Here is a 12,832-nt window from a genome sequence, read left to right on the forward strand (position 1 = left end):
AAGTAGAATTTTTTCGACTTTTTATTGAATAAACTCTACCTTTAGTATAATATTATAGATATAAAGTTGACGGAGGTCACTAAAATGAGCATAGGAAAAAATATTAAAAAATTAAGGGATAAACATAATCTTTCACAAAAGGAACTCGGAGAAATAGCTGGTGTTTCAGATAAAGCAGTATCAACTTGGGAAAAAGGAATAAAAGAACCAAGAATGGGATCACTTCAAAAAATAGCCGATCATTTTGGGATTTTAAAAAGTGACATAATCGAAGATAAAGATTCTAAAGTTACTCACATCAGACCTAACCAGCCAAAAATTGAAAACAACTGTAAGCCTGTACCACTACTTGGAGCAATAGCTGCTGGAACTCCACTTGAAATGGTAGCTGTGGAAGAGTGGATTAATGTTCCAGTCGAAATAACTGAATCACATCCTCATGCATTTTTATTAAGAGTAGTTGGCGATAGTATGAGTAAAGTAATACCACCAAATATGTTAGCGCTGATAGATCCAGATGTTGAAATTAAAAATGGAGATATTGCTGCAGTTGCCGTTAATGGATTTGATGCAACTCTAAAAAGATTTTATAAGTTCCAAGATGGAATTACTTTAGAACCTGAAAGTTATAATCCTGAATATAAAACACAATTTTATGATTCTAAAACACAAGAACACACTCCTGTTGTAGTAAAAGGAAAATTAGTTTGGTATATGGCACCTCTTAACGCTAAATTTTAAATGTAAAAGGTGATTATTTTGACTAAAGCAGCTATATATATTCGTGTTAGTACGCAGGACCAAGTTGAAAACTATAGTATAGAGGTTCAGCGAGAAAGAATAAGGGCGTTTTGCAAAGCTAAAAATTGGACCGTATATGATGAATATATAGACGGTGGTTATTCAGGTTCAAATTTAGAACGACCAAGTATAAAAAAACTTTTAACCGATTTAAAAAATATAGATGTAGTTGTTGTATACAAATTAGATAGGCTTTCACGCTCTCAAAGGGACACATTAGAATTGATTGAAGAACATTTTCTAAAAAACAAAGTAGACTTTGTATCGATCACAGAAACATTAGATACTTCCACACCATTTGGTAAAGCGATGATTGGTATTCTATCTGTATTTGCTCAATTAGAACGTGAAACAATTGCAGAACGTATGAGAATGGGACATATCAAACGTGCTGAGAATGGATTAAGAGGTAACGGTGGAGACTATGATCCAGCTGGTTATACTAGACAAGATGGACACTTAATAATAAAAAAAGACGAAGCTAATCATATCAAAAGGCTTTTCGATTTATATGAGCAACAGCATTCAATTACTAAAGTTCAGGAAGTTTTAAAAGAGGAAGGTTATCCTATTTGGAGATTTCGAAGATATAGAGATATTCTTTCTAATACATTGTATATAGGACGTGTAACTTTTGCAGGAAAGGAATATGAAGGTCAACATGAGCCTATCGTTTCATCAGAACAGTTTAAACGTGTACAGGCGCTTTTAAAGCGTCACAAGGGACATAATGCTCATAAAGCTAAACAAAGTCTATTATCAGGACTCATAACCTGTTCTTGTTGTGGAGAAAACTATGTGGCCTACAGTACAGGGAAATCTAAAGATGTTGAATCAAAAAGATATTATTACTACATTTGTAGAGCTAAAAGATTCCCAGCTGAATACGAAGAACGATGTATGAATAAAACCTGGTCCAGAAAAAAACTTGAAGATATTATTATAACCGGTTTAAAGCGTCTAACAGTAGAAGACAATGTAAACAACAAACAAAAAAAGAAGATTAATTACGAAAAACTCATTAAAGATATTGATAAAAAAATGGAACGCCTTCTTGATTTATTTACAACTAATACTAATATAAGCAGACAACTGTTAGAGCAACAAATGGAAAAATTAAATTTAGAAAAAGAAAATCTTATTCAAAAACAAAAAAGACAAGAAGAAGAAAAAACAATTGCACAGGACACACTTATTGATAGTATTAAATCCATTGATTTACTTGAATTCAAAGATAAACAAGTTTTAATTAATAAACTTGTAAAACAAATAAATATTGACCATAAAAACGTCGAAATCATTTGGCGTTTTTAAGTAATTATTTTATGTATTCATTTCCGGCTATTCATACAGCCCAAATAAAAAATGATTCTTTTTGCTTAATAGCCTCTATAACTCCTTGCGCCGCCAAATTCTGGCCAGTAGACAACGTCCCGTTCCACTGTAACAAATTTGAATTCTTTTCTCTCTTTCTTTCAGCAATCCCGCGAACAAGTACAGCACATTCACTTACTCTCCCCATCGTTATACACTTCCGGCAATATGTGCACACTTTACTGCACCTTTTACATAAAAACGATGCAAATAGCCGCCGATCTACATTTCCACAGCGTTGGCACATATATTTAGAATTCTTCTTTTTTACACCTTGTACACATACGATCTCTCCCTTCTTTTTCAAATCGTTTAATTCCCTCTGTAAATCTGAAGAAAGTTCTTCTAATAGCAACTGTTTCCCCGATAGCATCAACAATCACCTCCAGCACTACTATAAACCTTTCTCATCATCTCGTAAAAACTCAAAAAAGCCGATAACCTACTTATAAAATAGTAAGCTATCGACTTTATACACATGTTTTATTCTTTTATAAATCCTAGAATCGACCGTATCCTAAGAAATGTTTTTTGTTATACGAACTGTTAATATCACCGTACGCAATTCCTTTATCACTAGCATGGATCATTTGGCCATTACCAACGTAAATACCGATGTGAGATGGACCTGCTTTATAAGTACCTTGGAAGAATACTAAGTCTCCTGGTTGTGGGCTATCTACTTTAGAAACTGAGTTCCAGTAACCCCTAACGTCTTGACGACCTACACCAAAGATGTAAGAAATGAATCCACTACAGTCAAAACCACCGTTTGATGGAGATGCACTTCCCCAAACATATGGCTTACCTAAATATTGCTTAGCTTTACCAATTACGCCAGTATCCGGTGGAGTTGGTGCTGGGTTTTGCTCTGGTGTTTTCTTTTCTGCTTTAGGTGCCTCTTTTTTAGGCTCTTCCTTTTTAGGTTCTTCTTTTTTAGGCTCTTCTTTTTGAGCTTGTCCACCATTGTTTGCTGGTGCAGCTTGCTCTGCAGGTGCTTGTGCTGGTTGAGCTTGCGCAGCTTTAGCAGCTTGCTCTGCTTGTTTTTGAGCAGCAGCTTCTTGTGCAGCTTTTGCTTGTGCTTCTTCTTCGGCAATGCGTTGTAATTGTAATGCTTGTTTCTCAAGCTCTTTCAATTGACCTTCCGTACTTGTCATTGAAGTTACAACTGTATCCATTTTACCGCTTAAATCGTTTACCGCTGTTGCTTTTTTCTCTTTTTCAGCGTCAAGTTCTTTCTTAGCAGTTTCAATTTGAGCTTGTGCTTCTTTTAATTCTTTTTGTTTTTCTTTTACCGTTGCAACATCTTTTTTCACACTAGCTTGGTCTTCTTGTTGTGTTTTCATGATATCTTCATCAGACTCAAGAATTTTAGAAACAGAAGTTAAACGATCAACTAAATCTGCAACGTTTTTAGAGTTTACAAGAACTTCTGTTACAACGTTCGTATTTGGTTGTTCTTGAAGTGCAACTAAACGCTTTCTTAATAACTCTTCACGTTTTGCAATCTTTGTTTGTAATTCTGCAATATCTTTATTTTTCTTTTCAATTAATTGCTCAGTATCAGCAACTTTTTTCATTGTTTCATCAAGCTTTGCAGCATTCTCTTGAACAGATTTATCTAAACCTTGAATTGTTTTGTTTAAGTCATTCATTTGTTTTTGTAATTCATCACGTTCTTGTTGTTGTTTATGTAAAGTGTCATTTTGCGTGTTAATTTGTGATTTCACATCAGAAATTTTATCTTCTGCAAATACATTTGGTGTTAGCCCAGAAAACATTAATCCTGCAACTAATGCACAAGATGCCATTTTTAGCTTTTTCATTTTATTTTTTACACCGCTTTCTTTTTTCTTTTTCCGTATATAACCTATAAAATTTATACCATAATTCGGGATTTTTTTTGCTAATGTTACGTTTTTGTAAAACAAATGTAATATTATATGTAGCTCTAGCGCAAAATGCGTATATTTTTGTATGTATGTGTAGAAATTTATATACTTTTCTCACTTCTATAAACAAAGAAAAAACGTAAGGAATTCCTTACGTTTTATTAAATATACGAATACAGATGAAATGCTACTTCATCCATTTCTCAGCCCAATTTTGGACCTCATCCATAACACTTTCTAACGCTTTTCCCTTGTCAGTTAAGCCATACTCGATTCGAACTGGTACTTCTGGATAGACATTACGAACTACAATGCCCTCGCTTTCCAATTCCTTTAAACGCTCTGACAACATACGATCGCTCATATTTGGGATAATATCTGCGATTTCTCTAAAACGTTTCGACTCTTCAAGCAAAGATTTAATAATTAAGCCAGTCCACTTCTTACTAAGCAGAGTAAAAGCTGACTCAAACTTTGGACATAAACAAGAATTATGCTCCATATGTTTCACCTCTCTTCTATTATAATATAGTTTCTTGTAAAAAGTAAGTTATAAAACTTTCCTCATTATTTTATTTTACGTACATTTTACCATTTCCAAATATTAACTTGTCAACTAAACGTAACATACCCGTAAAAAAACCCTCTTAAAAAGAGAGCTTTTATATCTTTATTACTTCGTATACCATCCAAGACCTAATGCACCTTCACCTAAGTGCGTACCAATTACAGCTCCAAAATAACCTGTACGAATTGTGACGTGAGGATATTTTGCTTCTAATTCTTTCTTCCATTCATTCGCTTCTTCTTCACGTTGCGCATGAATGATAACTGCTTCCATAGGTACACCTTTACTTGCTTGCTCATCAAAAATTTCAATGATACGTTTTAATGCTTTTTTACGTGTACGAATCTTTTCAAACGGAATAATGATTTTATCTCTAAAATATAAAACTGGCTTCACTTGTAACAGACTGCCGATGAAAGCTTGCGCGCTATTCAATCGACCACCACGCTGTAAATGATGTAAATCATCAACTACAAAATAGGCGTCCATCGTTTTCTTCATTTCATCAAAACGAGCGATAATCTCTTTCGGGTTCTTTCCTTCACTTGCTAACTTTGCACCTTCACGCACATAAAATCCTTGTACTTCACAACTAATTTCAGAGTCATACGTGTATACATCAATACCCTCTACCATCTGTCCAGCTGTCGTTGATGTTTGATATGTACCACTAATTCCACTTGATAGGTGAATACTAATAACTGCATCATAATCTTTAGCTAGTTCTTCATATAGCTCAACAAACTTTCCGATTGCTGGTTGAGAAGTTTTTGGAAGTTCCTCTTGTTCACGTACTTTCACATAAAAATCATCTGCTGAAATTTCAGCTTCTTCTTGATAAGATTCTGTTCCAAACACAACGTTTAATGGAATCATATATATATTGAGTTCATCACGAATTTGCTTCGGTATATATGCCGTACTATCAGTAACAATAGCTATTTTCATTTTCGTACCTGCCTTATAAAAAGTTTTATTTCCTAATTTTACACGAAAACTACAAATGGTGCATCCATACATGAAAATGCCGGTTGAAATTATACCTACCATCTCGACAAATTACAACAAAAAGATAAAATACTCACCAAAAACTTCAGCATATTTAGAAAAAATGTTTGAATATAAAAAGGCTCGCTTTTAAAATGGAAAGTACTAGTCATTTTGATAGATAGGGGCGTACACAAGTGCTATTACAATATTTTACAATCAAAGACTGCGGCGAACACGAAATCGTCATTCAAAAATCAAGATTTATTTGTTATATTAGCCGAGCAACGACTGAGGAAGAGGCTCAAGAATTTATACAAAAAATAAAAAAACAACATTGGAATGCAACACATAATTGTTCCGCTTATTTAATTGGCGAACAAGATCATATTCAAAAAGCAAATGATGACGGCGAGCCTAGCGGTACAGCTGGCGTACCAATGCTAGAGGTACTTAAAAAACGTGGACTAAAAGATACCGTTGTTGTCGTAACACGCTATTTTGGTGGCATTAAACTTGGCGCAGGTGGATTAATTCGTGCATATGGAAAGTGTACAAGCGAAGGCATTAATCATGTCGGTGTTGTCCAGCGAAAACTAATGCGTGTGATGCAAACCGAGATTGATTACACATTACTTGGCAAAGTGGAAAATGAATTACGCAATTCAAAATATGCCATTAAAGATATACATTATCTAGAAAATGTCACATTTGATACGTATGTAGAAGAAGACGGCAAACAAGCATTTACAGATTGGATGATTGAATTAACAAACGGGAAATGTACAATTACAGAAGGAGATATGTTGTACTTAGAACAAGATGTTATCTAAGCATAACCCATTTATCACCTTCAAAGATTAATGTAGTGAATTACTTCCCTACAAATGAACTAACGAACTAACGAACTAACGAACTAAGGAGATTATATATGGAAGAACGTTATTATCATCTCCAAAATAGCAGAATAAAAAAGAAGCGAAGAAGGAAACTTTTCTTCTTCCTTATTTTCGCATTTTTATTTGGCAGCATAGGAGTTTATGTGTTAAATTCTTACTCTTCTCTTATGGGGATGTATAGTGGTTTTACTCGTGAAAAATCAGATTTAAGAAACAAAGATGTAGAAATTACAAAGGAACCTTTTACAATTCTCATTATGGGTATAGAAGATTATGCGACAGATGGTCAAAATGGTCGTACAGACTCATTAATGTTCGCAACAGTCAATCCAAAAACGCAAAAGATTTCACTTATGAGTATTCCTCGTGATTCTCGAGTTAAAATTGTTGGCAAAAATAAGGAAGACAAAATTAACGCTGCCCATGCTTACGGCGGAGAAGAAATGGCAATCAAAACTGTCGAAGGCTTTCTAAAAGTTCCTGTAGACCATTATCTGAAAATTGATTTCCAAGGCTTTAAAGGTATCGTTGATGCTGTTGGCGGCGTTACCGTTGACGTACCCTTCGATTTCTGGGAGCGCTCTGACGTGGATTACTACAAAAAAATTCAATTTAAGCAAGGACAGCAAAACTTAAACGGTGAAGAAGCACTTGCTTACGTCCGTATGCGAAAGCAAGATCCAAATGGCGATTATGGTCGAGCTGCTAGACAAAGACAATTACTGGCCGCTGTTGCTCATAAACTAAACTCCACCTCTACTGTATTTAAAATTAAAGATTTAACAGCTGTCGTTGGAAAATATATAAAAACCGACATTCCTATTTCAGACGGACTTGCTCTTTACAATAAACTCTCTGGATTTGATCCTTCTACAATACAAACGTTAAAGCTTGAAGGCGAAGACAAAAAGATAGGCGGTATTTATTACTTCCTTCCAGATCCAATCAGTGTAGAAACGGTGCGTAACGAAATTGAAAAAGAATTAGGAGAAAAAGCAAAAAAACCAACTACAAAAAACAACTCAAATCCTGATTCAAATTCAAGTTCTAATTCTAACGAACAAACAAAAAAAGAAACAAAACAAAATAAAACACCAACTGATCCGCCACCTTCTACAAATGCTCATGCAGAGTGGATTATGCGCAATCAGCCGTAACAAAAAGGCCCAATCTATGCGATTGGGCCCTTTTTATTTACTTATTAAAGTGTTGTAAAATTGCTTCTACAATGCGCTCTGATGCACGACCATCACCGTAAGGGTTAGATGCTTTCGCCATCTTATCATGAGCTTCTTTATCTGATAACAACTCATCAGCAAGGCCGAAGATTGTCTCTTCGTCTGTTCCTGCTAATTTCAGCGTACCTGCTTCAATACCTTCAGGGCGCTCTGTTGTATCACGAAGAACAAGAACTGGTACACCAAGTGATGGAGCTTCTTCTTGTACACCACCAGAATCCGTTAACATTAAGTATGAACGAGCTGCAACATTGTGGAAATCAATTACATCTAGCGGCTCAATTAAATGAATACGGTTATGTTCACCTAAAATTTCATTTGCTATTTCACGAACAACAGGGTTCATATGAACAGGGTACACAACTTGTACATCTTCATGTTTGTCAACAAGACGCTTAATTGCACGGAACATATTACGCATCGGTTCACCTAAGTTTTCACGGCGGTGAGCTGTCATAAGTACAAGACGATCATTTCCAAGTTTCTCTAGTACAGGATGACTATATGTTTCTTTTACAGTCGTTTGTAGCGCGTCAATCGCTGTATTTCCTGTGATGAAAATACGTGACTCATCTTTATTTTCCTTCTGTAAGTTCGTTGCTGATTTTGCTGTCGGTGAGAAATGGAGATCCGCCATTACACCTGTTAATTGACGATTCATCTCTTCTGGGTATGGAGAATACTTATCCCACGTACGAAGGCCCGCCTCAACATGACCTACTGGAATTTGATTATAAAAAGCAGCTAAACTTGCAATAAATGTTGTTGTTGTATCACCATGTACAAGTACAATATCCGGCTTCGCTTCTTTCATTACTTTATCCAAACCTTCTAAACCACGCGTTGTAACATCAATTAAAGTTTGGCGGTCTTTCATAATATTTAAATCGAAATCTGGCGTAATTCCAAAGATACTTAATACTTGATCTAACATTTGGCGATGTTGTGCTGTTACAGTCACAATCGATTCAATTTTTTCTGGGTGTTTTTGCAACTCTAATACAAGAGGTGCCATTTTAATTGCTTCTGGACGTGTCCCGAAAATTGTCATTACTTTTAAACGTTCAGTCATGTGATTGCCTCTTTTCTTTCACTAATTACAGCTTCTATTATGACATATAAAAATATGCATGAGTACATCCCTTTTTAACGCATAACAGAAACTTTTCTATTACAAATACTTTTTCTTCCCACCGAGTAATAATCTATCTTTTGTTTCTTAACATCTTCATCAGTATAACAATTTCTCCCATCAAATAAAATAGGCTCCCTCATAAGTTGTACGTACTTTTCTAACGGATAAGTTTGAATATCTCCCCATTCTGTTACGATAAAAACCGCACTCGCATCTCTAATCGATTCATCTATACATCTACTATATTGTATAGCATCTCCAAATATATTCTTTACATATTGAATTGCTTTTGGGTCATAAAGAACAATATCTGCACCTATATTAATTAATGCTTCTATTATAATAAGAGATGATGCCTCTCTAATATCATCCGTATTCGGTTTAAAGGATGCGCCAAGAACTGCAATCCGCTTTTTATTCATGTTCATAACTTTTTTCGCTTTTTCAATCAATAGCAGCTGTTGCTTATTATTTACTTCAATAACTGCTTTTAACAAACGAAAATCATGAGCAACATTTCCCGCAATTTGTACCAGTGCTTTCGTATCTTTCGGAAAACACGACCCTCCGTAGCCAATGCCCGCATTTAAAAAAGATGCACCGATTCTCTTATCCATTCCCATCCCTTTGGCAACATCCAATACATTCGCGCCTACCTTCTCACATATATTTGAAATTTCATTAATGAAACTAATCTTTGTAGCTAAAAAGGCGTTCGACGCGTATTTAATCATCTCCGCACTTTTAATATCTGTAACATACGTTTCTAAGCATAATTGACTATACAAACTCTCTACTCTTCTTGCTACTTCTTCACTATCCGCTCCAATTACAATACGATCTCCATGAAAGAAATCATAAATACCTGAACCCTCGCGCAAAAACTCTGGATTCGATACGATATGTACTGTATGCCTCCCTTTTAACTTCTCCTCAATCCATCCCTTCATTACATCATTTGTGCCTACTGGAACTGTACTTTTCGTAACAACAATAATATCGTTCGTCGCATATAATCCAATATCGTTACAAGCACTCTGAATATACGTTAAATCTGCCGTCCCATCTAATAAAGGTGGTGTTCCAACTGCAATAAATATAAACTCTACATCATCAAATGCCTCTTCTTTATTTGATGTAAAAGTTAAAGCATTATTCTCATATGCATAATTTATTAATTCATGTAATCTGTCCTCATAAATAGGTAAATCCCCTTGTTTTATCCGTTCAATTTTTTCATCATCTATATCAAAACATGTAACTGAATGCCCTAATTTTGCCAATCCTACTCCTGTAATCAATCCAACATATCCAGTACCTACTATCGTAATTTTCATTTCCTTTCCGCACAGGAATTTACAATAGAAAAGATATGAAATATAGAACTCTTCCTGTGCTTCCTCCTCTCATATTAAAAATGAGAAAACCCTTTTCCTTCTTCATTATATGAATTACTTCCCTTATTTTTTTTAAAGTTTTTGTAAAATTAAATGCACTATAAAGTAAAACTTAATCAGTGAGAATCCGGCTGCCAGTTCACGCGTGATAAATTCCCACATTTTAACACGAAACTTACTCATTTCTACGTGCAACACTTATAATACTGAAATAAAAGTATTCACTATTGAAGAAAAAGAGGAAATGTTACATTCCAAAGCCCAGTACGATTAACCTTCTTATATGATTCAACATTCTATATACAATTGTCATATATTCTATCCGCTTCCATTAACCGTAAAAAGAAAAAAAGATTGAATTCTAATCTTTTTGTGATACCATATGTTATGAGCCTGTAAATAAACATCATAATTTTCAGATAAATATATTTTCAAAAAAAAAAAATTACGTTAGACTATAAAGGGTGGGGTATTAATGGACTCACAAGTGATTTATGCCATTTTGGCATCATTCATCACTGTACTCGTCGTTACTCCTTTAGTTATTAAATTAGCTTTTAAAATAGGAGCGACAGATAAGCCAAACGCACGTAAAGTGCACCAAAAGATTATGCCACGTCTTGGCGGATTGGCAATATTTATTGGTGTAGCTGTAGGATTTGTTGTCGGCGGCTTATATGAACAAAGAATGTTATCGATAACGCTAGGTGCGATTATCATTGTAATCATCGGAATTTTAGATGATATGTACGAGTTATCTGCGAGAGTAAAATTCGGTGGACAACTGTTAGTTGCCATTATGATTGTAAAAAGTGGATTATTAGTGCAAGTATTATATATCCCATTCCTTGGGGATACTGAACTTGGATGGCTTGCTTATCCAATTACAGTATTTTGGCTTGTAGGTATTACGAATGCAATCAACTTAATTGACGGCTTAGATGGATTATCTGCTGGGATTTCATCTATCGTACTTGCAACGCTAGCATATATGGCCTTCACTAGCCCATGGGGTACTGGAACAGCTATTATCTTGCCACTTGCATTAATTATATTAGCAAGTACAATTGGATTTTTATTCTACAACTTCCATCCAGCAAAAATTTTCATGGGAGATACAGGAGCACTATTTTTAGGATACTGTATTTCTGTTATATCGTTACTTGGATTATACAAAAGTGTAACGTTATTCAGTTTTATCGTTCCAATTATCATTTTAGGTGTACCTATATTTGATACGATATTTGCAATCATCCGTCGTATCGTAAATAAAAAACCTATTTCAGCACCAGATAAATCGCATTTACATCACCGCTTACTTGCAATGGGATTCTCTCATCGCAAAACGGTACTAATTATATACGCATTCGGTATTTTCTTTAGTGTAAATGCCATTATTTTCACTAGTGCAACGTTATGGTTATCCATTATTCTTCTTTTCGCTTTGATTTTCTTCACAGAAATCATCGCTGAAATAATCGGGCTTGTGCATGAACGCTACAAACCAATCATTTCCTTTTATAAAAAAGTGAAAAAACGCGAAGACTAATTGTAGTATAGCCTTTTCAATTATGAAATATTCAAATAGCATCCTCTTTCTTATAAGAGGATGCTATTTTTTATTCTCATTTTATATTTCCAAAATATAGATTGTTTGAGAGTTCCTCTATTGGAGAAAGATATACATAATAAGAAAAGTATCAAGTTTTCTTTTTTACATCTTGATTGTCAAACTGAGGGTGAATGTTATGATCAAGCGAGTATTTCAATGTATTATTTTATTTTTAACGATTACTATGTACGTATCATCTAATACTGAAGCAACAACTGTTATTCCTGCTGAATATCATCCAAATACTGAAACAACTTCTCCTACACAAAAAATTGCGTACTTAACATTTGATGACGGGCCAAACAAATATACTACACAGATTTTAAACATCTTAAAAGAAAAGAACGGAAAAGCAACTTTCTTTGTTATTGGCGGAAAAGTGCCACATTACACAAAAACGATGCAACGATTAATTAAAGAAGGACATTATATCGGGCTCCACAGCATGTCACATGATGTAAAACGCCTTTACACTGGTGACCCTTCCACTTTAATTGCAGAAATGGAGCAAACACAAAGCATTGTCCAGCAAGTTACGAAATTAAATACACATCTCGTTCGCGTTCCATATGGTAGTATGCCTTACTTAAAAAAGAATTACCGTGACGCACTTGTATCGGCCCAGTATAAAATGTGGGATTGGACGATCGATACATACGACTGGAAAAGCTATGACAATCCTTCTGCCATACTCGAAAGAGTACGTAATCAAAGTGATGAACAAATCGAAGTCATTTTAATGCATGATTCGAGTGTAACCGTACAAATACTGCCAAAAGTAATTGATTATTTACAGTCACAAGGATACAAACTTCTTCCCTATAATCCTTCTTCTCATCTCAAGGTGAATTTTTGGAAAGACACAAGATTGTAACAGCTTTAGTGCCTATGTGCTAAAGCTGTTTTATTTTTCTCTTCCCACCCTTCCC

11 protein-coding genes and 1 pseudogene are annotated in these 12,832 nt (G+C 34.8%); 6 read left to right on the forward strand and 6 right to left on the reverse strand.

What is annotated here, in order from left to right:
* The first annotated feature begins 84 nt into the window (after window positions 1-84).
* Entirely contained in the window at window positions 85-741 is a 657-nt protein-coding gene (locus tag MKY21_RS26160) for a LexA family protein (protein ID WP_341077733.1), read from the forward strand.
* Between the two features lie 9 nt (window positions 742-750).
* Window positions 751-2,115, forward strand: coding sequence for a recombinase family protein (locus MKY21_RS26165; RefSeq protein ID WP_341077735.1), 1,365 nt, complete (start codon window positions 751-753; stop codon window positions 2,113-2,115).
* Window positions 2,116-2,149: 34 nt separating this feature from the next.
* On the opposite strand, the pseudogene MKY21_RS26170 reads toward MKY21_RS26165, so the two are convergent.
* From MKY21_RS26170 to MKY21_RS26185, 4 genes and pseudogenes are all read right to left on the reverse strand, one after another.
* Window positions 2,150-2,548: pseudogene (locus MKY21_RS26170) on the reverse strand (DNA/RNA helicase); the annotation flags it as partial.
* 127 nt (window positions 2,549-2,675) lie between these two features.
* Window positions 2,676-4,106, reverse strand: coding sequence for a C40 family peptidase (locus tag MKY21_RS26175; protein ID WP_000499470.1), 1,431 nt, complete (start codon window positions 4,104-4,106; stop codon window positions 2,676-2,678).
* Between the two features lie 148 nt (window positions 4,107-4,254).
* Window positions 4,255-4,569 carry a winged helix-turn-helix transcriptional regulator gene (locus MKY21_RS26180; RefSeq protein WP_000400857.1) on the reverse strand — a complete coding sequence of 105 codons (315 nt, stop codon included), beginning with the start codon at window positions 4,567-4,569 and terminating at the stop codon, window positions 4,255-4,257.
* A 171-nt stretch (window positions 4,570-4,740) separates the two neighbouring features.
* Complete coding sequence (locus tag MKY21_RS26185; protein ID WP_000684725.1) at window positions 4,741-5,583, reverse strand: DegV family protein; 843 nt, start codon at window positions 5,581-5,583, stop codon at window positions 4,741-4,743.
* Window positions 5,584-5,819: 236 nt separating this feature from the next.
* On the opposite strand from MKY21_RS26185, the gene MKY21_RS26190 reads away from it, so the two are divergent.
* Together MKY21_RS26190 and MKY21_RS26195 are read left to right on the forward strand one after the other, a co-directional pair.
* Complete coding sequence (locus MKY21_RS26190; RefSeq protein WP_341077739.1) at window positions 5,820-6,455, forward strand: YigZ family protein; 636 nt, start codon at window positions 5,820-5,822, stop codon at window positions 6,453-6,455.
* A 98-nt stretch (window positions 6,456-6,553) separates the two neighbouring features.
* Window positions 6,554-7,678 carry an LCP family protein gene (locus MKY21_RS26195; RefSeq protein WP_074624910.1) on the forward strand — a complete coding sequence of 375 codons (1,125 nt, stop codon included), beginning with the start codon at window positions 6,554-6,556 and terminating at the stop codon, window positions 7,676-7,678.
* A gap of 37 nt (window positions 7,679-7,715) precedes the next feature.
* Here the strand turns inward: MKY21_RS26195 and wecB are convergent, their stop codons facing one another.
* Window positions 7,716-8,831 (reverse strand): non-hydrolyzing UDP-N-acetylglucosamine 2-epimerase, encoded by a 1,116-nt coding sequence (gene wecB, locus MKY21_RS26200; protein ID WP_000140145.1) that lies wholly within the window; start codon window positions 8,829-8,831, stop codon window positions 7,716-7,718.
* 74 nt (window positions 8,832-8,905) lie between these two features.
* Complete coding sequence (locus tag MKY21_RS26205; protein WP_201144761.1) at window positions 8,906-10,231, reverse strand: UDP-glucose dehydrogenase family protein; 1,326 nt, start codon at window positions 10,229-10,231, stop codon at window positions 8,906-8,908.
* Window positions 10,232-10,766: 535 nt separating this feature from the next.
* On the opposite strand from MKY21_RS26205, the gene MKY21_RS26210 reads away from it, so the two are divergent.
* Window positions 10,767-11,840, forward strand: a complete 1,074-nt coding sequence (locus tag MKY21_RS26210; RefSeq protein WP_000378319.1) for a glycosyltransferase family 4 protein — start codon at window positions 10,767-10,769, stop codon at window positions 11,838-11,840.
* A gap of 199 nt (window positions 11,841-12,039) precedes the next feature.
* Entirely contained in the window at window positions 12,040-12,777 is a 738-nt protein-coding gene (locus tag MKY21_RS26215) for a polysaccharide deacetylase family protein (RefSeq protein WP_016118900.1), read from the forward strand.
* Window positions 12,778-12,832: the final 55 nt, after the last annotated feature.

This window comes from Bacillus sp. FSL R9-9497 (assembly GCF_038005805.1).
GTDB classification, from domain to species: Bacteria; Bacillota; Bacilli; order Bacillales; family Bacillaceae_G; genus Bacillus_A; species Bacillus_A cereus.

What these genes read in the sequence shown, in the direction of transcription:
- MKY21_RS26210 (WP_000378319.1), top strand. Translation starts at nt 10,767, where the DNA reads ATGGACTCACAAGTGATTTATGCCATTTTGGCATCATTCATCACTGTA.
- MKY21_RS26160 (WP_341077733.1), top strand. Translation starts at nt 85, where the DNA reads ATGAGCATAGGAAAAAATATTAAAAAATTAAGGGATAAACATAATCTT.
- MKY21_RS26180 (WP_000400857.1), bottom strand. Translation starts at nt 4,569, where the DNA reads ATGGAGCATAATTCTTGTTTATGTCCAAAGTTTGAGTCAGCTTTTACT.
- MKY21_RS26215 (WP_016118900.1), top strand. Translation starts at nt 12,040, where the DNA reads ATGATCAAGCGAGTATTTCAATGTATTATTTTATTTTTAACGATTACT.
- wecB (WP_000140145.1), bottom strand. Translation starts at nt 8,831, where the DNA reads ATGACTGAACGTTTAAAAGTAATGACAATTTTCGGGACACGTCCAGAA.
- MKY21_RS26195 (WP_074624910.1), top strand. Translation starts at nt 6,554, where the DNA reads ATGGAAGAACGTTATTATCATCTCCAAAATAGCAGAATAAAAAAGAAG.
- MKY21_RS26185 (WP_000684725.1), bottom strand. Translation starts at nt 5,583, where the DNA reads ATGAAAATAGCTATTGTTACTGATAGTACGGCATATATACCGAAGCAA.
- MKY21_RS26205 (WP_201144761.1), bottom strand. Translation starts at nt 10,231, where the DNA reads ATGAAAATTACGATAGTAGGTACTGGATATGTTGGATTGATTACAGGA.